The 21,266-nt window shown below is 71.2% G+C and carries 20 protein-coding genes; 9 read left to right on the plus strand and 11 right to left on the minus strand.

The genetic code is table 11. From position 1 onward, the window contains the following. Positions 1-329 precede the first annotated feature (329 nt). The 3 genes from abc-f (at position 330) to IE294_RS21475 (ending at position 4,513) form a co-directional block, all read left to right on the plus strand. Positions 330-1,964, plus strand: coding sequence for a ribosomal protection-like ABC-F family protein (gene abc-f / locus IE294_RS21465; protein ID WP_189888519.1), 1,635 nt, complete (start codon positions 330-332; stop codon positions 1,962-1,964). Positions 1,965-2,043: 79 nt separating this feature from the next. Next, positions 2,044-3,708 (plus strand): ABC-F family ATP-binding cassette domain-containing protein, encoded by a 1,665-nt coding sequence (locus tag IE294_RS21470; protein ID WP_189888521.1) that lies wholly within the window; start codon positions 2,044-2,046, stop codon positions 3,706-3,708. Positions 3,709-3,949: 241 nt separating this feature from the next. Further along, complete coding sequence (locus IE294_RS21475) at positions 3,950-4,513, plus strand: CGNR zinc finger domain-containing protein (RefSeq protein WP_189888523.1); 564 nt, start codon at positions 3,950-3,952, stop codon at positions 4,511-4,513. 38 nt (positions 4,514-4,551) lie between these two features. On the opposite strand, the gene IE294_RS21480 is transcribed toward IE294_RS21475, so the two are convergent. Both IE294_RS21480 and IE294_RS21485 read right to left on the minus strand, forming a co-directional pair. After that, positions 4,552-5,238 carry a hemerythrin domain-containing protein gene (locus IE294_RS21480; RefSeq protein ID WP_189888525.1) on the minus strand — a complete coding sequence of 229 codons (687 nt, stop codon included), beginning with the start codon at positions 5,236-5,238 and terminating at the stop codon, positions 4,552-4,554. A 318-nt stretch (positions 5,239-5,556) separates the two neighbouring features. After that, the gene (locus IE294_RS21485; protein WP_189888528.1) at positions 5,557-6,198 is read right to left on the minus strand and encodes a hypothetical protein; all 642 of its coding nucleotides are present in this window, start codon (positions 6,196-6,198) and stop codon (positions 5,557-5,559) included. 880 nt (positions 6,199-7,078) lie between these two features. Between IE294_RS21485 and IE294_RS21490 the strand changes: the two genes are divergently transcribed. After that, positions 7,079-9,196 (plus strand): AfsR/SARP family transcriptional regulator, encoded by a 2,118-nt coding sequence (locus IE294_RS21490; RefSeq protein ID WP_189888530.1) that lies wholly within the window; start codon positions 7,079-7,081, stop codon positions 9,194-9,196. Between the two features lie 91 nt (positions 9,197-9,287). Here IE294_RS21490 and IE294_RS21495 read toward each other — a convergent pair whose 3' ends face one another. Further along, complete coding sequence (locus IE294_RS21495; RefSeq protein WP_189888532.1) at positions 9,288-9,785, minus strand: sigma-70 family RNA polymerase sigma factor; 498 nt, start codon at positions 9,783-9,785, stop codon at positions 9,288-9,290. Between the two features lie 579 nt (positions 9,786-10,364). Here IE294_RS21495 and IE294_RS21500 point away from each other — a divergent pair. Next, a complete protein-coding gene (locus tag IE294_RS21500) occupies positions 10,365-10,802 on the plus strand; it encodes a cupin domain-containing protein (RefSeq protein ID WP_189888534.1) in 438 nt (145 codons plus the stop codon). A gap of 88 nt (positions 10,803-10,890) precedes the next feature. Here IE294_RS21500 and IE294_RS21505 read toward each other — a convergent pair whose 3' ends face one another. Both IE294_RS21505 and IE294_RS21510 read right to left on the minus strand, forming a co-directional pair. Next, positions 10,891-11,394 (minus strand): MEKHLA domain-containing protein, encoded by a 504-nt coding sequence (locus IE294_RS21505; RefSeq protein WP_189888536.1) that lies wholly within the window; start codon positions 11,392-11,394, stop codon positions 10,891-10,893. Between the two features lie 488 nt (positions 11,395-11,882). Then, on the minus strand, positions 11,883-12,281 hold the full coding sequence (locus tag IE294_RS21510) for a 6-pyruvoyl trahydropterin synthase family protein (protein WP_189888538.1): 399 nt from the start codon (positions 12,279-12,281) through the stop codon (positions 11,883-11,885). 295 nt (positions 12,282-12,576) lie between these two features. Between IE294_RS21510 and IE294_RS21515 the strand changes: the two genes are divergently transcribed. From IE294_RS21515 to IE294_RS21530, 4 genes are all read left to right on the plus strand, one after another. Continuing rightward, positions 12,577-13,152: a YbaB/EbfC family nucleoid-associated protein gene (locus tag IE294_RS21515; protein WP_189888540.1), complete on the plus strand. Its 576-nt coding sequence runs from the start codon at positions 12,577-12,579 to the stop codon at positions 13,150-13,152. A 197-nt stretch (positions 13,153-13,349) separates the two neighbouring features. After that, positions 13,350-13,850 (plus strand): cupin domain-containing protein, encoded by a 501-nt coding sequence (locus IE294_RS21520; protein WP_189817408.1) that lies wholly within the window; start codon positions 13,350-13,352, stop codon positions 13,848-13,850. 126 nt (positions 13,851-13,976) lie between these two features. Next, a complete protein-coding gene (locus tag IE294_RS21525) occupies positions 13,977-14,741 on the plus strand; it encodes an MBL fold metallo-hydrolase (RefSeq protein ID WP_189888542.1) in 765 nt (254 codons plus the stop codon). 279 nt (positions 14,742-15,020) lie between these two features. Further along, a complete protein-coding gene (locus IE294_RS21530; RefSeq protein ID WP_189888544.1) occupies positions 15,021-15,590 on the plus strand; it encodes a hypothetical protein in 570 nt (189 codons plus the stop codon). Between the two features lie 592 nt (positions 15,591-16,182). On the opposite strand, the gene IE294_RS21535 is transcribed toward IE294_RS21530, so the two are convergent. From IE294_RS21535 to IE294_RS21560, 6 genes are all read right to left on the minus strand, one after another. Beyond that, on the minus strand, positions 16,183-16,785 hold the full coding sequence (locus tag IE294_RS21535; protein WP_189888547.1) for a GPP34 family phosphoprotein: 603 nt from the start codon (positions 16,783-16,785) through the stop codon (positions 16,183-16,185). Next, positions 16,782-18,221 (minus strand): dihydrolipoyl dehydrogenase family protein, encoded by a 1,440-nt coding sequence (locus IE294_RS21540; RefSeq protein ID WP_189888549.1) that lies wholly within the window; start codon positions 18,219-18,221, stop codon positions 16,782-16,784. Before IE294_RS21540 ends, IE294_RS21535 begins: the two co-directional genes overlap by 4 nt. A 100-nt stretch (positions 18,222-18,321) precedes the next feature. Next, positions 18,322-18,768 (minus strand): VOC family protein, encoded by a 447-nt coding sequence (locus IE294_RS21545; protein WP_014668998.1) that lies wholly within the window; start codon positions 18,766-18,768, stop codon positions 18,322-18,324. Positions 18,769-19,093: 325 nt separating this feature from the next. Then, the gene (locus IE294_RS21550; RefSeq protein WP_229917270.1) at positions 19,094-19,291 is read right to left on the minus strand and encodes a hypothetical protein; all 198 of its coding nucleotides are present in this window, start codon (positions 19,289-19,291) and stop codon (positions 19,094-19,096) included. Between the two features lie 102 nt (positions 19,292-19,393). Then, positions 19,394-19,822, minus strand: a complete 429-nt coding sequence (locus IE294_RS21555; protein ID WP_189888553.1) for an organic hydroperoxide resistance protein — start codon at positions 19,820-19,822, stop codon at positions 19,394-19,396. Between the two features lie 747 nt (positions 19,823-20,569). Beyond that, the gene (locus IE294_RS21560) at positions 20,570-21,202 is read right to left on the minus strand and encodes a peptide deformylase (protein WP_189888555.1); all 633 of its coding nucleotides are present in this window, start codon (positions 21,200-21,202) and stop codon (positions 20,570-20,572) included. Positions 21,203-21,266 lie beyond the last annotated feature (64 nt).

Raw genomic sequence — 21,266 nt, forward strand, 5'->3', positions numbered from 1 at the left:
TACCTGTGACACCGTCACCTATTTAACTGGTGACGATGGTGACACGGCCGTCCACGGACTGTCAACCAGGGGCACATATGTATGAACCGCCACCCCCGGGAACGCCCGACGCTGCACCTGCGCTACACTGAGGGAGACGTAGACCGTGTATCGAGGAGTCGCAGACGTGGTGGGTGAAGACGACATCTCCGGGTGAGATCCGGATCTGACGGCCACCGGCCGGTGCTCAGGAGCGCCGCCGACGTGGTCCGTTCTGTCGTACCCATTTTCCCATGTCTGCCCAGGGCAGAAGTCCATGCTCTGCCCTCAGTACCTCCGAGGTCGCCTCCATGTCCGACGCCGCCGTCGTCTGCTCGAACCTGTCCTTCGCCTGGCCCGACGACACCCCGGTCTTCCACGACCTGTCCTTCACCGTGAACTCCGGCCGCACGGGTCTGGTCGCCCCCAACGGCTCCGGCAAGAGCACCCTGCTCAAGCTGATCGCCGGGGAACTCAAGCCCGCCACCGGCTCGGTGTCGGTGGCCGGCACGCTGGGCTACCTCCCCCAGAGCCTCCCCCTGACCGGCAACCTCACCGTCGCCGAGGTGCTCGGCGTCGCCGCGGTGATCCGCGCCATCGACGCCGTCGAATCCGGGGACGTGAGCGAGGAGCACTTCACCACCATCGGCGACGACTGGGACATCGAGGAGCGCACCCGCGCCCAGCTCGACCGCCTGGGCCTCGCCGACCTCACCCTGGACCGCAGCCTGAGCACGCTCAGCGGCGGCCAGGTCGTCTCCCTCGGCCTCGCCGCCCAGCTCCTCAAGCGCCCCGACGTGCTGCTGCTCGACGAGCCGACCAACAACCTCGACCTGGAGGCCCGGCGCAAGCTCTACGACGTGCTCGGGGACTTCAACGGCTGTCTGCTGCTCGTCAGCCACGACCGCGCGCTGCTCGACCGTATGGAGCGCATCGCCGAACTCGGCAGCGACGAACTGCGCTTCTACGGCGGCAACTTCACGGAGTACGAGGAGGCCGTGCGCGCCGAGCAGGAGGTCGCCGAGAAGAACGTCCGCAACGCCGAGGCGGAGCTGAAGCGGGAGAAGCGGGAGATGCAGCAGGCCCGCGAGCGCGCCGAGCGCCGCGCGAGCAACGCCGCCAAGAACCTCAAGAACGCCGGTCTGCCGAAGATCTTCGCCGGCAACATGAAGCGCGGCGCGCAGGAGGCCGCGGGCAAGGCCGGCACGATGCACGCCTCCCGGGTCAGCGAGGCCAAGGCCCGTCTCGACGAGGCCGGACGCGCGCTGCGCGACGAGCAGCGCCTCACCCTGGAACTGCCCGACACCCAGGTGCCCGCCGGACGCAACCTCTTCCTCGGCGAGGGCATGCAGGTCCACCACGCGGGCAAGGCCGTGTTCGCCGACGGCGGCGTCGACCTGACCATCCGCGGCCCCGAGCGCATCGCGCTGACCGGTCCCAACGGCGCGGGCAAGACCACGCTGATGCGGCTGATCACCGGCGACCTCGCCCCGGACAGCGGGGAGATCAAGCGCAACGACGGCCGGATCGCCTACCTTTCGCAGCGCCTGGACCTGCTGGACCTGGACCGCACCGTGGCGGAGAACTTCGCCGCGTTCGCCCCCGAGCGGCCCGAGGCGGAGCGGATGAACCTGCTCGCCCGCTTCCTCTTCCGCGGCGCCCGGGCCCACCTGCCGGTCGGCGTCCTGTCCGGCGGCGAACGGCTGCGCGCCACCCTGGCCTGCGTGCTGTGCGCCGAACCGGCTCCCCACCTGCTCCTGCTCGACGAGCCGACCAACAACCTCGACCTGGTCAGCGCCGGACAGCTGGAGAGCGCGCTCAACTCCTACCAGGGCGCCTTCATGGTGGTCAGCCACGACGAGCGGTTCCTCGCCGAGATCGGGGTGAACCGCTGGCTGCGGCTGGCCGACGGGACACTCAAGGAGACCGGGGCCCCCGCGGTGTGAGCCGCCGGTGTGTGAAGGGGCCCGCCTCCGAGGCCTTGTGCCCGGCGGGCCGACCACCGACCACCTGGGACGGTTCCCTGTGCCTCAACCCGCTCTGCTCGCCCGAGACATCGTCCGCGCTCTCGGCGGCCGTCGCGTCCTCGACGGTGTCTCCCTGACCGCCTCTCCCGGCCACCGCATCGGCCTGATCGGGGAGAACGGCGTCGGCAAGTCCACCCTGCTGCGGGTGCTGGCCGGCGTGGACGAACCCGACGCCGGGAGCGTCACCCGCCCCGGCGACCTCGGCTTCCTGCACCAGGAGATGCCCTTCGACGCCGGCTCGACCATCGCCGCGGTGCTCGACGACGCGCTGCGCGAGGCCCGCGAGGACCTCGCGGAACTCGAACGGCTCGGCGAGGAGCTGGCCCGCGTCCCGGAGGACGATCCCGGCCACGCCGAACTCCTCGACACCTACGGCAGGCGGCTGGAACAGGCCCAGGACCGTGAGTCCTGGGACGCCGACCGCCGCGCCGCGCTGGTGCTGGACGGCCTGGGCCTCGGCACGCTCGGGCACGAGCGCACACTCGGCTCACTGTCCGGCGGGCAGCGCGGCCGGCTGGCCCTGGCCGCGCTGCTCGTGCGCAGGCCGTCGGCGCTGCTGCTGGACGAGCCGACCAACCACCTCGACGACACGGCCGCCGCGTTCCTGGAGGAGCAGGTCCGCGGCCTGCCCGGAACCGTGGTCATCGCCAGTCACGACCGGGCGTTCCTCGACGCGGTCTGCACCGACCTGATCGACCTCGACCCCGCGGTGGACGGCCCGGTCCGCTACGGCGGCAACTACAGCGCCTATCTGGCGGAGAAGCGCGCCGAACGGGAGCGCTGGGAACGGCGGTACGCCGAGGAGCAGGAGGAACTGGAGGAGCTGCGGCAGTCGGCGGGTGTGACCGCGCACCGGGTCGCACCGGACCGGGGCCGCACCGACAACGAGAAGATGGGCTACGGCCACCGGGCCGGCCGGGTGCAGAACCAGATCTCCCGCCGGGTGCGCAACGCCGCCCGGCGGCTGGAGGAACTGGAGCGCACTCAGGTCGCCGAGCCGCCGCGGCCCCTTCGGTTCGCGGCGGGGGAACTGGCCGCCCGCGCGGAGGAGGGCCCGCAGCCGCTGGTGGCCCTGCGGGACGTACGGGTGCCCGGCCGGCTCGCGCTGGACGCCCTGGAGGTGCAGGCGACCGACCGGCTGCTGGTCACCGGCGGCAACGGGGCGGGCAAGTCGACGCTGCTCGCCGTGCTCGCCGGACGTCTGCCGGCCGAGGGCGAGGTGCGCAGGCGGCGCCGGCTCACGGTCGGGCTGCTCACCCAGGACACCGTCTTCGACCGGCCCGAGCGGACGGTCCGCGACACGTATGAGCTGTCGCTGGGCCCGGCGCGCGCCGAGAAGGTGCCGCTGGGTTCGCTCGGTCTCCTGCACGAGGCGGACCTGGACAAGCCCGTCGGCGGGCTGTCCGTGGGCCAGCGCCGGCGGCTCGCGCTGGCCCTCCTGGTGGCCCGACCGCCCCACCTGCTGCTGCTCGACGAGCCCACCAACCACCTGTCCCCCACCCTGTGCGACGAGCTGGAGGCCGCGCTCGGCACCGGTCCCGGCGCGATCGTCCTCGCCAGCCACGACCGCTGGCTGCGGCGCCGGTGGCAGGGCCGCGAGATCCGGCTGGAGTCCGGAAGCGGAGAGCGGGAGAACACGGCGGCGGCCCGTTCCCGGTCCTGACCCGGGCGCACCACACCGGGCGCGGGGGCCTCGGACGGATGCGGCGGCGCCGGACCGGACGCCGGTCGTCGCCCCGGTCCGGCATGCCGGGCGCCCCACGCCCGGTGCTGCCGTCCTCTTCACACCGGGTGCCCTGTGACCTGGGTCCGGTGCGGTACCGTGATCACGCCCGACCAGTCGGCACCGCCCTGAACGGTGACGCTTCTTGCGTTCCACGGCAGTCACCTGTCAGGATGGTGATGTGAACCTTGACCATGTCTTCGTATGCGGGCACCCGGCCCTCGACTTCGCGGCCACTCTCCGTGCCCGGCGCTCGACCCGGTTCGAGATGTTCGTGACGCCGGACCGGCTGAACGCCTGGTACCTGGAGTCCGGACTCGTGGACACGATCACACCTGGCGACGAGGAAGACGTCCGCGAGGCGACGACCGTGCGCGAGGCCATCTACCGCCTCGTCACGAACCGCCGCCTCGGTGAGGAGTTCGACCGCGAGGCACTCGCCGTGGTCAACGGCGCCGCGCGCAAGACACCGGTGACGCCGCAGCTCACCAAGGCCGGGCGGCACAACGAGGCGACCCCCGGGCAAGCCCTGGCGACCGTCGCGCGGCAGGCCGTCGAACTGCTCAGCGGCCCGGACGTCCCCCTGATGAAGGAGTGCGGCAACCCCGAGTGCACGCGGGTCTACATCGACCGCTCCCGGGGCATGCGGCGCCAGTGGTGCGGCATGGAGTCCTGCGGCAACAAGATCAAGGCCGCCGCCTACCGCGCGCGGAAGAAGACCGCGCCCGCCATGCCCGTGCGCTGACCCGGGCCCGGCCCGGGTCCGGCGGACGCGGGTTCGGTTCAGTCGGCCGCCAGGGCCTTGAGCGTCCTGCGGAATCTGCTCATCAGCATCCCCCGGGTCCAGCGCACGGAGGGCGGCAGGCCGCCGTACAGCCGGTCCCGGCCGGGAAGGGGCTCGGGGTGCTCCAAGAGGCCGAGGACCAGATGCGGTCCGCCGCGCGAAACGGAGTCGGCCAGTGCCTTGCGGAGCCCTGCGACGCCCTCGTCCGGGGCGACCGGGATCAGCCCCCTGAGCAGCGGCTCCTCCACGCCGAAGCGTTCGGCCAGCAGGTCCCGGATCCGGTACGAGGCGAGCGTCCCCTCCCGCATCGCGTGCCCCCAGCTCACCGAGCCGCCGACCCGGCGCTCCTCGGCGATCCGCCCGATCACGCTCTCCAGTTCGTCGAGCGCCTCGCCCAGCGCGTCGGCGTCCTCGGCCAGCCGGTCGAGCCGGCGGACCCTCCCGGGGAACCGCTCGCGCACCACCGGCCAGAACAGTTCGTCCTTGCCCTGGTGAAATCGGCGCACGAAGTCGACGAACCACTGCACGGTCGCCACCAGCGTCTTCGTGTCGACGGCCGCACCGCCCGCCAACTGCGTGAAGGACCCGACGACGAGCTGCGCGCCCCGGGTCATGATGCCGTGTACGGCACACAGTTCCTCGAAGAGACGGGTGCCATCTCTGACCGGCACCTGCGTGGCGGACATCCGTAGACCTTTCTTACCGTTTCCGTGCCGGGAGGCGAGGACGGCGACCCGGCGGACCGGCAGCGGGCAGTCGCTCAGGGCGGACCGGGGACGCTGTCGGCCGGTGGGCGTGTTCGATCGAACGAGGGAGAGCCGGCCCTCCGGTACGCACGCGGATCACCGGACCGACTGATCACGGAACGTACCACAGAGACACGTGTCAGAAGATCCTGTGGCGAAGAAGTGTTTCGGGTGGAGAAATTTGGCCGGAAGTAGGCCGCACCCGGCCGGTCACCGGAGAGACGAAGGGGCCGGCCCGCCCTCAGGGATGCGGGCACCTCACAGGTACAGGGCGCGATGGCTGCGGTAGGCGAACGTGTCACCGGAGCTGAGGATGGTCACGATGTCCTCGCAGTAGCGCCGGTACTCCGTCTCCTCCTCGGCCGGCAGGGTCACGGAGCCGGTCCGGCCCCGGCGCGCGACCTGCCGCAGGGTGTCCAGGAGCCGCTGCGGCTGCGGAAGCAGCAGGACCTCCATGACGCGCCGGAAGGCGTCGACGAGGGTGTCCTCCCGTTCGGGCCGGTCGGCACCCGCCTCGGCGTCCGCCCGGCCCGGCACGGCCCGCTGGGCCCTGCCGGCCGCGACGAACAGGTCGAGGCAGGCCGTCAGGTGTCCGAGGTCGGCCGCGGCCACCTCGATCGGGTAGAGACTCGTCAGCTGGGTGCCGCCCGCGCCGTGCAGGGTGTACCCGGCCGGCTCGCCCGGGGCAGGCTCGGCGGACGTGTCCGCGGCGTGCCACTGGGACCACAGCGGCAGTTTCAGCAGCACCTGCACCCAGCTGTCGTAGGCATCCGAGATGATCCGCTCGTCGTCGGACTCCAGGCCCGCGCTGTGGAGCAGGTAGAGGCGGCGGAGAAGCGGCTCTTCGAGGCTCTCGAACTTGGCGAAGAACACGGGGTCGTCGGGGACCAGTACGTACAAGGGGGCTCCTCCTCTCACCGGTCGGCCGGCGGAGCAGGCGCCCGTAGCGGCCGCCCAGGCGATGGAAGGCCGTCATGAGAACGAACGGTGCGGGCTTCCCCATGGTTCACCTGCCGCCCTCGCGCCGCCGGCGTCCCGGCACACACACGTGTGGGCGGTGCGGCCCGAGAACCTCCGGCTGTCACCTCGACATGATCCACCATGACGGACGGATCCACATCCCCGCGGCCACCACACGGCACTCCTCCCACCAATGCGTCACCGCCTTGACCGGTGACGCACGGAGGGGCATGATGAATGACGTCCCCCATTGGCAACGCCGGGTGAGGTGCACATGCCGGTCATACAGGGTTCGCTCGCGCACACCGGGTGCCCGCGTTCGACAGGTCGACCCGCGCACTGCCATCGTCATGTGACGCACCGAAGACCCGGATGGCGCGGGAACGGCAAGTCGGCAGACTGATACACCGACGGTCACCGGCTGCCATGCTTGCCCCGTGTTTCCCCGCCCCGGAACGGACGGACTGGCCGGACGGCATGGCCTGTAGTAAAGTCGGGCCCTAAACGGACTAAGGGGTCCATTTACGGGCATACCATGACAGAGGTGTCTCCGCTTCCCGGTGCCGCGCCAGGGCGGACGGTCGGGGCAGCACCCTTCGTGCGACCGAACACGTCAACCGACAGTGGTGGGTTCCGGACACGCCCGTCCCGTGCACCCGTTCCACTGCCCGCTCCTCCGGGGTTCCATGACATGTCCGAGGTTTCTCAGGCATGTCGGCGCGTGCCCTCGCGGCGGACGGCCCCGTCCCGGACCGGAGCGGTGACCCCATCGGACGGGCGACCAACGGCACGACGTGAGAATGACGAGGCCAGCGGCGAGATGGACGCGACAGTGCGCTACTCAATCCTCGGCACCGTGCGGGCATTGCGTGGTGACACCGAGATCGACCTGGGGCCCCCGAAACGACTGGCCCTGCTCGCCTTGTTGCTGCTGCGTGCCCCCGGCCCGCTCACGGTGGGCGAAGCCGTGGACATCCTGTGGGACGACGAGCCACCGGCCAGCGCCGTCAATGTGGTGCACCGGCACATCGGCGCGCTGCGCAGAACACTCGAACCCGAACTGCGCAGCAGGACGCACGCGACACACCTGGTGCGTGCCGCCGACGGATACCGCCTGCTGGTCGACACCTCGACCTCGGACCTGCTGCACTTCCGTGACCTGCGCGCGCAGGCACAGCTCGCGCTCAGGGGCGGCGCGCCGGCGCAGGCCGCACAGGACTTCATGGAGGCGCTGCGGCTGTGGCGCGGTCCGGCCGTCGCCGCCGGCACCCATGTGGCCCGGCACCCGGTGTTCACGTCGGTGGGGCACGAGTTCGTCGCGACGGTGAAGGAGGCGGCCGACGCCGTCCTCACGGCGGCGCCCGCGCTGACCGAGGAAGCGCTGACGATGCTGCGCCGCGCCGTGGAGTGCCACCCCTTCGACGAGGCCCTGCACTGCCGGATCATCGCCGCACTGGCCGCCAGCGGCCGGCAGGCGGCGGCCCTGGAGCAGTTCGAGAGCATCCGCCGGGGGCTGGCCGACGAACTGGGCGTCGAACCCGGGCCCGAACTGCGCGCCGCCCAGCAGCACCTGCTCCAGCGCCGGATCACCGGCGGTACGGACCCTCTCGCACCACAGCCCGTGGGTGCCGGCAGGCCGGCCCAGTTGCCCGCGGACTGCTTGTCCTTCGCCGGCCGTGAGCAGGTACTGGGCCAGTGCCTGGAGCTGCTTCCGCTGGAGGGGGAGAACCGGCCGCCCACGATGACCGCGGCCATCTGCGGCATGGCGGGCGTCGGCAAGACGACGCTGGCCGTGCACTGGGGCCACCTGGTGGCCGACCACTTCCCCGACGGCCAGATCTACGTGGACCTCCAGGGTCACCACCCGTCCCAGGGCCCCCTGGAATCAGGCGCGGCCATCGCCGAGGTCCTCGACGCGCTCGGTGTGGAGAACAACCAGTCGTACCCGAGTGCCGCCGCCCTCGGCTCCGCCTACCGCAGTGCCCTGGCCGGACGCCGGCTGCTGCTCGTCCTGGACGACGCGGCGGACTGCGAACAGGTACGGCCCCTCCTGCCCGCCACGCCGGGATGCCTCGCGATCGTCACGAGCCGGCGGCGGCTGGAGGGCCTCGCCGTCACCGACAACGCCCGGATCATCACCCTCGACCCCATGACCCGGCAGGAGGGTCTCGAACTGCTCGACCGGCGACTGGGCACGAACCGGACCCGTGCCGAGCGCGCCGCCGCGGAGGAGCTGGTGGAGTTGTGCGGCGGGCTGCCGCTGGCACTGGCCGTCGCCGGCGCCCGTGCCCTGACGCACCCGCAGTTCCCGCTGGCCTCGCTCACGGCCAGACTGCGGGACACGGCCGACTGCCTCGACACCCTGTCCAGCCGGGACGCCCGCACGAACACCCGCGACGCCTTCCACCGCTCCTACGACGCTCTGAGCAGCAGCGCCGCGAGACTGTTCCGGCTGCTCGGCCTGCACCCCTCGCGGGACATCGCCCTTCCGGCCGCCGCCAGCCTGGCCGGCACCGATCTGCGCAGGACCCGGCAGGACGTGGCCGAGCTGATGGACCACCACTTCCTCGTCGAGCTGGTCGCCGGGCGGTACACCTGTCACGAACTGCTGCGCACCTACGCCGCGGAACTCAGCTCGCTCCTGGATTCGCCGAGTGCCCGGTCGGACGCGGTCGCCCGGATGGTCGAGCACTATCTGTACAGCGCCGAGGCCGCCACGGCGCTGCTGGCACCGCACCGCAGCACCGTGATCCTGCCGCCGCCGCGGCCGGGTGTCCGCCCCCAGCACTTCGCCGGACGCTCGGACGCCGCCGAGTGGATCGTCGCCGAGCGGTACCTGCTGCCCGAACTCGCCCGCTCGCTGGGTCACTACCCGAGAGGCGAGGCATTCCGGCGCCAACTGACCTCGGCACTGGAGATGTGCGTCAACAAGCAGTAGGGGTCGTCGTCGGGGACGCGGGGACCGGGATCGGCCCCGGGGCGGAGAGGCAACGCTGTCCACGCCCCGGAGCCGGGAGAGACAACGATGTCTAAGCCGCCTCGGGTCGTACGACCGCGCGCAGCTTGCGCAGCGCGTTGTGCTGGCGGCTCTTGACCGTGCCGGCCGGCACCCCGAGGATGCCCGCGGTTTCCTGGATGGTGCGGTCACACAGGTAGATGTGGACCAGCACGGCCCGGTGTTCGGGAGACAGCCGCCGCAGCAGCGGCCTGACCACCAGGGCGTCGTGCACCGCCTGGGTGCCGTCGGTGCCCGACACCGGGTCGTTGTAGGTGTCTCCGAGGACTTCCCGTCGGGCATGGGGCTTGCGCACCCAGTCGATGACCAGATGCCGGGTCACGGTGAAGAGCCAGCCGCGGACCGAGCCCTCCATCCCGATCAGACGGTCGATGTTCCGCCAGGCCCGGATGATGGCCTCCTGGACGATGTCCTCGGCCAGTCCGTGGTCACCCAGCATCTTCTCGGCGTACGAGACAAGGCCGTCCCGGTGTTCCCTCATGATCGTGCCGAGCAGGTCGGACCGGGACATAGCCGTGAGGGGCGTAGCCATAGTGTTCTGAACCATCCTGGTTCTCTGTTGTGCGGCGACCGGGGGCCGGATGTAACCCCCGCATTCGCACTGTAGGCAGCGGCGAGTGCCAGAAAACTGCTGCATTTGTGTCGCCGCGGTGCCGTGTCCCCGTCCGGCCGGAACATGTGGGCGTACGTCGTCCAGGGTGGGCCGGAAAACCCCTTCTCACCAGGCGGTTTCCGTTCCCGACGGTCATTCCCGGTCTTAACAGAATCCAAACATGTAGGAGCGGTGAGTTGTATGTCACGTGCGTCGAGCCGCCTTGACCCGCCGGAGGCGCGACAGTCCAAGGTAAACACATGTGCGTGTCGTGGGACAATCGGGTGGAGAGTGTGGGGGCCCGGGCGGCTCCGGCCGCAGGTGTGACACTGTCTGCTCGACACGCGATGCGCGCGGCACGGTGCGGACCCCTCGGGCCACCGGAGCCGACGGCGCCGGTCATGAACGCGTGTTTCCCGTAAGACAGCGCGCCGGCCCGGCCCGGACCCGCCGGCCCCTGCCGGCGCGCTGCGGATCCACCTGAAAGGTTTGACCCACATGCGCAAGAACCTGCTGCGCCTGGGAGTGACCATGGCCGCTGCCGTCGGCCTCTCCCTCGGCGCGGGCACCGCGTTCGCCACACCGGCCGGTCCCGGTGTGAAGGGCACGATCATCTCCCAGACGACGTCCGGCGGGAAGGACTACATCGTCCGGCAGATCACCATTCCCCCGGGCCAGAGCACGGGCTGGCACTACCACGACGGGACCGTCTACGGCTTCGTCCAGCACGGCACCCTGAGCCACTTCGACTCCGGCTGCGCCTCCGACGGCGTGTACCGCACCGGCAGCAGCATCACGGAGCCGTCCGGCGCCGACCACGTGCACATCGGCCGCAACCTCGGTACGACCGACGTCGTCCTCGACGTGCTCTACGTCCTGCCGCACGGCGCCCCGCTGTCCGAGGACGCCCCCAACCCGGGCTGCGACTTCCAGTAGGACCAGCCCCGCCCGGCTCACGGGTACACGCGCCCGCCACGGCAGCACGCCGTGGCGGGCGCGCCGTACGAGGAGGCCGGCGGCCGGGTCAGCCGGCCGCCGGCGACCAGGAGCGGAACACCGCGGCCTGGCCGTGGATCCTGCCACGGGCGTCCATCAGATCCCACATGGTCACGTCCTCTATCCGGAAGGGGCGGCCGTCCTTGCCGACACGGATCCCCCGGTAGCCGGTGGCGTAGTGGTCGGCCCGCACGGCGCGCACGAAGGCATCCCGGTCCTGCCGGCCGTCCGGGCGCGCGGACAGCCGGGACGGCATGCCGACGAACTCGTCCCATGAGTAGCCGAAGCGCTCCTGCGCCGTGCTGTTGGCGTAGACGAAGAGCGGATCGGCGGAGGTGTCGTGCGCGAGCAGGCCGAACGGCGCCCGGTCGTAGAGCCATCGCGCGGCCTCCTGATCGGTGTCCCACCGCGCCGGGCACAGCGGCGCGCCCACCAGCCGCAGATGGCTGGCGAGCAGCAGGGCGGCGAAAGCGGGGTCGGTGGCCGGCCTGTTCAGCGTCATCGGCGTACCGCCGTCATCGAGGGATGTCATCGAGGTTCACCTGTTCCTTCGTCCGGCACGGGCCGGCGTCCGGCCCGGCGGTGTGGCACCGCGACGTCGGACCACGGGAGGCGCTCCTCCGGCGTCGCGCCCGCCCCCGAGGCCGTGCGCGCCCTCGACCGTGTGCGGCGGACCAGGTTGTCGGCCTCCCTGTGGGGGGAAGGCCCCGCTCTCGCGGGTGCCGCGCGACGGAGACCGCCGCGAGGCGACCGCGACCGTCCGCGACACGGGTTCCGCGGATGGTCCGGCTCTCAATGCCGGACGCCGAGGACGGCGGCCGGGCGCTGCCCCGCTCCCCGACGACGACGCCCACCTGTGGCCGCTGCCCGGTGAGACGCGCGCGATCACGCCGTCCTGGCCTCGGGCCGGGCGGAGCTGCGGGCCGAGGGGTGCGACGCGCGTCCGGTCATGGTGCGCGGCTGAGCACCCGGAAGCCCGCGTCGCCGGTCACCTCGGCGGCGCGGGCCCTCATGTGCCGATCACACGCGCCGCTCGTAGGACGCCCACGCGATGTGCGACTCGTGCAATGTCACGGCCACCTCGTGGATCCCCCGGGCGCCCTCTCCCAGGGCTCCCGCCTGGATCCGCTCCACCAGACGGTCGGCGATCACCTTGGCGAGATATTCCGTCGACGTGTTGATCTGCTGGAACTGCTCCTCGTCATCGAGGTTGCGGTAGTTGAGCGCGCCGACCACCTTGCCGAGTTCCACGGTGGCGAGACCGATGTCGACGACGATGTTGTCGTCGTCCAGGTCGGGGCGCCGGAACGTCGCGTCCACGACGAACGTCGCACCGTGCAGCCGCTGGGCGGGCCCGAAGACCTCACCACGGAAGCTGTGGGCGACCATCATGTGGTCACGTACGGTGATGCTGAACAAGAGTCCTCCAAGGTGGGGCCCGGGACCGGCGCGACAACATACCTGGCGCACCTGTGACGGAGATGTTTCCATACCCGGCCGCGGACCAGTGAAGGACGTTCACGGTTCCCCCGGTATGTGAACCAAGTGCGTCGCTGACTCGTGTCCATCATGTGTCCCACGGCCCGGCTCCGCCGTCGGAGATCGCCGGGCCCGGACGCGAGGGACGCCCGGAACGTGTCCGCGGCATACGCGGCCCGCCCGGCCGCTTCGAGGTCATGCCGCCTGCGGGCGGTTTCACCGGCAAAGGAGGACGATGGACAGGCCACCGGGGAGCCGTCTGGAGAAGATCCTTGCTGACTTCGCCGAGCAATGGGGTGTGCTGAACAGGGCTCGGGAGCAGATGAGGGCCCTGTCGGTGACGGCGTGTTCCAAGGACGGCGTCGTGGAGGTCACCGTGGGTGCCGACGGCCGCGCCGCGGGGGTCCACTTCGTCAGCCAGCGTTTTCGCGAGTTGGCCGCCCCCCAGCTGGGCGACAGCGTCATGGAGGCTCTGACGACGGCCCGCACCGAGTTCGCGGCCCGTACCACCGCCGTGCTGACGGCCGCGAACATCCGTCTGTCGATGGCCGCGGAAGGCGCGCACGAGGACGAACCGCCGAGCCCGGAGGCGGTCCGTGAAGCGCCGCCGGTGTGCTGGCGCCGTCTGGTCCGGGAAGCCCGGACGATGGCGGTCGGCCCCGGCCCGGTCCGCGACTCCGCGTGGGCCAGGCCGTTGTGGGGCCGCCCCGGTACGCTGTCCGCCCTGCCGCACACTCCCCTGCCGTCGGAGCTGTACGAGGCCGTCACGGCACTGAGAGATGCCGTGTGTGATGCCGTGTGCGACTCCTGAGACACGTTCCGCCGCCCGCGGGCAGACGGCGGCCGGGGGACATTCCACACATACCTGCCATACATATGTATTCGCTGCTACCGTAGCTCCGCAGGATTGCGTGGTGAGAAACACGCCTTCTCGCAGTCCTCCCGCCGCACGCCCGGCGCTTCCTTCCCTTCCCGATCCTCCGCGATCCCGTCCAAGGAGTCACACCTGTGACCGACTTCCCCTCTCCGCCGCCGGTTTCCCAGGACCGCCAGTTCGTCCTCGGCCAGCACCTGCGCCTGTCCGTCCTCACCTCCGCGGACGAGACCGAGGGCCGCCACGACGTCTCCGACGTCACGCTGCCCCCGGGCGCCGGGACCCCGCTGCATCTGCACACCGGCTACGAGGAGCGCATCTGGGTCGTCTCCGGCTCCCTGACGGTCTGGGCGGGACCGGAGACCTTCACTCTGCGCTCCGGGGACTTCTACGCCATCAAGATGAACACACCGCACACGATCAAGGCGGGCGACGACGGCGCACGCACCCTGGCCATCACCTCCCCCGCCAGGTTCGCGGAGCTCATCAGCCGCACCGGTACTCCCGCACACCTGGCCACCACCGAGACCGACTGGGACATGGGCCTGTTCCAGGCCGTCACCGAGGAGTTCGGTGACATCATCCTGGGCCCGCCCGGAGCCACCCCGGCCGACCTCCAGAGCAACGGTCAGTGATCCGACGGGACCGCTGCGGGCGGTGGAACGACGGCGTCGTCCCGTCGTCGTCCGGCTCAGGCAGGTGGCTGAGCCGGATCCCCGCCCAGCGGTCCCCCACGTCTTCCTTCGAGGAGCCATACGGCCATGCCGAGAATCCTGCGTGACGACGACATCGTCCGGGTCCGGGACAACGTCTACGCGGTGTCCGGCAGCAATACCAACTGGGTGATCGTCAAGGACGGCGCGAGCTGCACCCTGATCGACACCGGCTACCCGGGCGACCGCGACGCCGTGCTGGCCTCGCTCCGGGCGGTCGGGCTGGACCCGCGTTCGGTGGCCGCCGTACTGGTCACGCACGCGCACAACGACCACATCGGTGCGGCCGAACACCTGCGCGCCGCGTGCGACGTGCCCGTCCTCATGCACCAGGACGAGGTGCCACACGCCCGCCGCGACTTCCTCGACCAGGTTTCCGTCGGACAGGTGCTCGCCCAGGCATGGCGTCCCGGCGTGCTTCCGTGGGCCGTGCACGCCCTGCGCGCGGGCGGAACCACCCACGTTCCGGTCCGCGAGCCGCAGGCCTTCCCCGTGCCGGGAGCCCTGGACCTGCCCGGCGCCCCCGTTCCCGTGCACACCCCCGGGCACACCAAGGGACACTGCGCCTATCACCTGCCCCACAGCGGCATCCTGATCAGCGGCGACGCCCTGGTGACCGCGCACCCCACGTCACGGATCAACGGTCCGCAACTGCTGCCCGACATGTTCCACACCGACCGCGCCAGGGCTCTCGACTCCCTCGCGGCGTTCGAGAGGCTCGACGCGGACACCGTCCTGCCCGGTCATGGACCCGTGCACCACGGTTCGGCCGGGGAGGCCGCCCTGACAGCCCGCGAACGCGCGGCGATGTGACCTCGGGGACCCGTGGGGCGGCAGGCGCCCCACCGGTTCCCGGACGGTTCGACGACACACTTACCGGGCAGTCTGTTCGAGGGGGAACCCCGTGCGGGTGGCGGTGGCGTCCTGTAAGCCGTGGCAAAAGGCAGCACTTGCCACGTGCATCGGGCACATCGCGATTATCGTGAAGAGTGAACATGCCCGGCGAACCGTCTGGCGTCGACACTTATCTGCACGGGACCCTCGGCGTGGGTACCATGCGCAACGTCATCCATATCGAGGGAGTGAACGGTTGTGACCAGCCAATCAGCCGCCACGCTCCGGTCGCGGTACGTGGAACAAGCCGCATCGGACCTGGAGGAGAACCGCCGGCGACAGCAGGAGCTGGAGGAGAGGATCAGGGTGTTGAAGCAGGAGGAGGCCCTCCTGGCGGACATCCTGAACCTCGCCGAGCGGTACGAGGGCTTCGCCGACCCGTCGCGTCTGCCCGAGCAGATGCAGGACGAGCCGGTCCTCACGAAGGCGAAGACCGGGTCCGGCGCCGCTTCGCGGCGTTCGGCGTCGGCCAGGACCGCTTCGAAGGGCAGGACGGCGAAGGCCGGTGCGAAGGGGAAGTCGCACCGGCCTCTGCTCGGGGACCTGCTGGCGGATCTGCTCGCCGGCCACGACGAGCCGCGCCTGGCGAAGGAACTGCGGGACGAGCTGCTCGGGAAGTATCCGGACCGCAACCCCACCCCGCAGGTGGTGCGCAACACCCTGGAAGCCCTGGTCGCCAAGGGCCGCATCCGGCGTCACAAGCAGCAGCGTTCCGTCATGTACACCCTGGTGGAGCCGGCCTCGGCCGCGGCGGACACCGCCGGCTGACACCTGTGCGCCCGTCCCGTCGGCGGTAGTCGCGCCGCCGGTCATCGGTACGTGTCCGGTGCGGCGGGCTTCGCCACGCGGGACGGGTGAGCCACCTTCAGGCGGTGCGACGAGCAGGCCGCGCACGCCGCGGCACCCCATCTCGCGGCCCCTCTCGGACAGCTCGGCACCGGTCTTCACCAACGCATCTCTCCTCATGGCGGCACCACCGGACACATCCGCCCCGGAGTTCTCTCTGATCTCCCTATGTCCACGGACGGGCGGGGCCGAAACGTTCACCCGGAGCCGTCCCCGCGTCCGTCGAGCCGGCGGCCCGTCGGCGAACGCAGGCGCCGCGCGAGGTCCGCACCGGCAGCGGGGCCGCTGCGTCAACGTGGCGAGTGCGCTCCGTTCGCTCATATGTGTCGTGGTTACCGCCGTGATGACATATGCCCGGCCGCCGCCGCGGGCCAGGCCCTGTCGTTCGGATCATCCCGGCGTCGCAGGACCTGGCACGCACATCCGCCGCGGTGCTGTCGGTTGCCGAGTCCCCACGCCGCCGCGCCCGCGCGGAGGACCCGGATCGCGTCGGCGGCCATCCGAGTGGCAGGTCCTAGCCCCGCCATATGTTGTCGAACGCGGCGTTCTCGACGTCCCTCCGCAGCCGTAGCGCCTCCAGCCGCGTCACGGCGTCGCCGACGGCGGCCAGCACCGTCGTGACCGCGTCCCCGGTCGGGCTCTCGTCCGCCTCCGACGGGTCGGCCCCGATCCCCAAGGCTGCCAGCAGCGTCCCGAGGACGGGCTCGCCGGACTCCCGGCGTTCCTCGGCGCGGGCGCGCTCCGGCGAGTCCGCCGGCACGGTCCGCCCGGACCACAGGTGGAAGCCATGGCGCCGGGGGTGGACGAAGAGACCGGCCCGGTCCAGGTCCTCGACATAGGCCGGGGCGAGTTCCCGGCCGCGGCGCCACAGCCAGTCCTCGACCGACTCGTGCGGCTCCTGCCGGGCGAGCGAGGCGACCGCCTGGTCCAGCAGACGGTCACCCGTCGCCACCGGCGCGCCGGGAACCATGCGTTCGTCGTCCAGGGTCAGCGCCCCGCTCTCCAGCAGGTCGATCGCCTCGGCCCCCGCGAGCGCGAGGGACAGGTCCCCCTGCTCCACGGGCTCGTCGGGCAGCAGCCCCAGGACGACGAGCGCGAGGTCTTGTGCGGTGGTCATGAGTCCCTCCACGTCTCCAGCAGACGCAGCCACACTTCGCTGATGGTGGGGAAGGCGGGTACGGCGTGCCACAGGCGCTCGACCGGTACCTCCCCGGTGATGGCGACGGTGGCCGAGTACAGCAGCTCACCGACGCCCGGTCCGACGAACGTGGCGCCGACGACGACGTGGCGGTCACGGTCGATGAGGACGCGGGCCCGGCCCCGGTAGTCGGGGCGGTACTGGAGGGCACCCGCGAGGTGGCCGATCTCGTAGTCGACGACGTCGACGGCGCGGCCGGCGCGCTCGGCCTGATCCGCGGTCAGACCGACGGAGGCGACCTCGGGGTCGGTGAAGACGACGCCGGGGACGGCCTCAAGGTCGGCCGTGCTGCTGTGCGGGGCCCAGCGGGCGGTGTCGATGTCCTCGCCCCGGGCACGAGCGGCGATCACGGCTCCGGCGATACGGGCCTGGTACTTGCCCTGATGGGTGAAGAGTGCACGCCGGTTGACGTCGCCCACGGCGTACAGCCAGTTCCCGGGTACGGCGGTGACGGTCAGGCTGTCGTCGGTGGGGAGCCAGTCACCGGGGGTGAGGCCCACCGTGCCGAGCCCGATGTCCTCGGAGCGCGGAGCGCGGCCGGTGGCGAAGAGGATCTCGTCGGCGGTGAGTTCGTCGCCGTCCGACAGGGTGATCCGCACCTCGCCGTCGCCCTGCCGCCGCGCGGCGACGACCGAGACGTCGAACCGTACGTCCGCACCGGCCTCGCGCAGGCGCTCGGTGACCAGTTCGCCCGCGAAGGGTTCCATGCGCGGGAGCAGCCCGTCCTCGCGGGCGAGCAGGGTCACCCGGCTGCCCAGGGCCTGCCAGGCGGTGGCCATCTCGACACCCACCACACCGGCGCCCACGATCGCGAGGCGTTCCGGTGGCCGCTGGGCGCTGGTCGCCTCCCGGCTGGTCCACGGCCGCAGCGTGTCGATCCCGGGCAGGTCGGGCAGGGCGGCGCGGCTGCCGGTGCACACCGCGACGGCGTGCCGGGCCCGGAGTCGGACGGTGTCGCCGTCGGGTGTCCGCACCGACACCTCACGGACCCCTTCCAGGCGCCCGTGGCCGCGCAGCAGGTCAATGCCGGCCGACTTGATCCACTCGACCTGGCCGTCGTCCTTCCAGTCGGCGGACATGCGGTCGCGGTGTGCCAGGACGGCCTCGACGTCCAGCGGGTTCTTCACGGCGGGGTCAAGCCCCGGAACGTGCGTGGCGTCCGCGCGGAGCAGGGCGGGGCGGAGCAGTGCCTTGCTGGGCTCGCAGGCCCAGTACGAGCACTCGCCACCGGCCAGTTCGCTCTCGACGATCGCGGTGCTCAGGCCGGCGGCGACGGTGCGATCCGCCACGTTCTCGCCGACCGGGCCCGCGCCGATCACGATGACGTCGTAGGTCCGGATGTTCTCGGTCGGCATGTGTCCTCCGGTGGATGCGTGCCGGTTGGGTGGGTGTCGTGGTGCCCGGAGGTGGGCGGCCCCGGCGCGGCGGGGGCGTCGGCCGCGCCGGGGCCGGGTCTCAGCGGCCAGGCGCGCGCTCGGTGACCTCCTGGAGGAACCACTCGTTGCCGTCGAGGTCCTTGAAGGCGGCGAAGGTGCCGTAGCTGGCCCGCTCCGGGTGCAGGCCGGGGACCCGGTGGGCGTCACCGGCGTGGTGGAAGGCGCCGGTCTCGTCACGGAACGGTCCGGAGACCTCCACACCACGGCCGGTCAGCTCCTCCTGGGCCTTGACGATGTCCGTGACGGTCAGCTGGAGGCCGTGGAGCGTGCCCGCCGGCTGCTCGGTGAGGCCCTCCCCGAAGATGACCGAGCACTCGGACCCGGGCGGCGTGACCTGCACGATCCGATAGCCGTCGTTGATCGGGAAGTCGGCGTCCAGACGCCAGCCCAGCTGCTCCACGTAGAAGCCCTTGGCGCGGTCCACGTCGGAGACGGGAAGGATGACGACTTCGAGCTTCATGTCCATGGCAGATATCTCGCTTTCGGTTCGGTTCTGGTGGTGGGCTTGTGGGCGGTGCTGTGTGTACGTGGGTGTGCCGCGCCGCCCCGGACCGAGCCGTCGGCGGTTCCCCCCGGGGTGGCGGATGTGCCGAGCACGTATCCGTGCCGGCACTCGCCGCGTTCGTCCTCACTGTCGTCCGGGAACGGCATGTCCCGCATCAGTCACCTGACGGTGTGTCCCGGCCGGCCCCGCGGCCTGATGTCCTTAAGCAGTCCGGCCCGGGATACGTGTGAAGGAACCGAAGACGACGCTGGTCCGCCAGGCGCGGCGGGTCACTCCCGCCGGATCGTCACGCGAAGCTTGCAGCCGTCGGGCCGTACCCCGACAGCACCGCGCTCTCCGCCCAGTTCCACACCTGCGTGTCGTCGGGCCACGCCCGCTCCATGGAGCTTCCTGCGCGCCAGGACGGTTGCTCGTCGCAGACGGTGGAGACCTGGTCGTCGACGAAACGTCGGTGCCCGGCCCTCCGTCGGAATGTCAACGTCATGGCGGCCATGTCATGCCCTCGTTCCCGGGGAGACGGTGCGGGTGTGGCAAGGGAGCGGGCCCCGTGCCGGGGGAAGGGGCACGGGACCCGCGGTCTGGTGGATCAGGCGGCGGCGCTGGCGTTGATGGTGACCGGGATGTTGTCGCGCGTGGCCTTGGAGTACGGGCAGATCTGGTGGGCGGCGTGCGCGAGTTCCTCGGCGGTGGCCTGGTCCACGCCGCCGAGCACGGGGCTGAGGACCGCGGAGAGGGAGAACTCGCCGTCGTCGCCGTGGGTGAGGGTGATCTCGGCGGTGATGGTGGTGCTGGTCAGCCGGATCTTGCGGGTGGTGGCGGCGCGGCGGAGGGCGCCGAGGAAGCAGGCGGCCCAGCCGGCGGCGAGGAGCTGCTCGGGGTTGGTCGCGGTGCCGGCACCGCCCAGCTCCTTGGGGAGGGCGAGGCTGGTCTCCAGCAGACCGTCGGCGGAGCGGACGTGACCGCCGTTCCGGCCTTCTCCGTCGACGTCGACAACGGCGGTGTAGCTGACTGCCATGACTGGTGCTCCCCATCTGGATCGAAAGGTATTCGAAAGGTATTCGGTCACCTCCCGCCTGGACACATTTCGTGTCACCGGTTGAGGTGGTGACGTAATCATGGCAGGGCTTCGCGTCACCCGTCAAGGCGGTGACTATGTCTTTCGGTGGCTTGTCGTTGACTCATCCCCCGGCGGCGCCTTCGCCATGTACGACGAAGGCCGTACCCAGCGCGCAGGTGTGAGCCGGACCGAGAACACACGTGTGCTGGAATCCCCTGGCGTGTCAGGGGCTGGCCAGGCACACCGACGGTACGCCTCGGGTCTACCGGGCGGTGCCCCGGACGTGTCGCTCCGTTCCCCGCATCGAACGCACCGCCGGCGCGCTGCATGCGGCGCGGGCGGAGGCGAACCGGCTGCCGAGACGTCATGGCGGGACCCCTCGCCGCCATGACGCCGGACAGTTACCGGAAGTCATCACGGGGGCGGAGGTCTGCGCCAGCGGCTGAGACGGATCCAGGCCGATTCCCCTGAGGAGATGCTCTGGTCTGCCGGGTCCAGTACGTGGGGATGCCCTCCGACACCAGCACGGAGGAGCACGAGGCCCTCTCCCGAGGCGACCGCTACCACGCGCTGCTGCTCCGACACGGGCGAGCCGGCCACGGACGACAGCGGCACGCACCCGCCACCGTCACCGGCCGACGGGAAACTGTTGTCCCCGCTGGTCACGGGGGCCGGAACCGACAACTGCCCTACGCGGGCGGCCCGTTACGGCAGCGGGAAGCCGAGCTGCTCAGCGGTGGCCGCCACTCCGGCGGGGCCCCACCGCTTCACCACCTGCTCCATGGTGGACAGGGAACGCAGTTCGGCGCGGTCGAGGTAGAGCACCCCGTCGAGGTGGTCGGTCTCATGCTGCACGATCCGCGCCCCGAGCCCCGCGTGCTCCTCCACGAGGCGCCGTCCCGTCTCGTCCTCGCGGGTCAGCCTGATCCGGTCGGGACGAGCCACCATGGCCTGCCAGCCGGGCACACTCAAACACCCTTCGAAGCTCATCGTCCGCGGTCCACCCGCGGCCTCGTACGAAGGGTTGATCAACACGGTGAACGGCACGGGCTGCTGTCCGCTCTCGACCAGCCGGGCAGTGAGCGCCTCGGGCGTCGCCAGCACCGCGAGCCGCAGCGGAAGCCCGACCTGGGGTGCGGCGAGTCCGACGGCGTTACGGGTCTTCTCCATCGTCTCGCGCATCCTGCCGACCAGACGCTGGAGCACATCGTCGCCGAGCTGCCCGTCGTAGGAAGCCGTCTTCTGCCGAAGGACGGGATCGCCGGCCTCGACGATGCTCAGGGGACCCGGCTTCTCAAGGAGCTGAGCGACCCTGTCGGAGAGTTCGCGGTTTTCCATGTCTCACCTTTCGGATGTCTTGAGGAAGAGACACATGCGCGTTCGCCGGCATACGACATGGGTC

The sequence above is a fragment of the Streptomyces canarius genome (assembly GCF_014650735.1).
Taxonomy (GTDB): Bacteria; Actinomycetota; Actinomycetes; order Streptomycetales; family Streptomycetaceae; genus Streptomyces; species Streptomyces olivaceoviridis.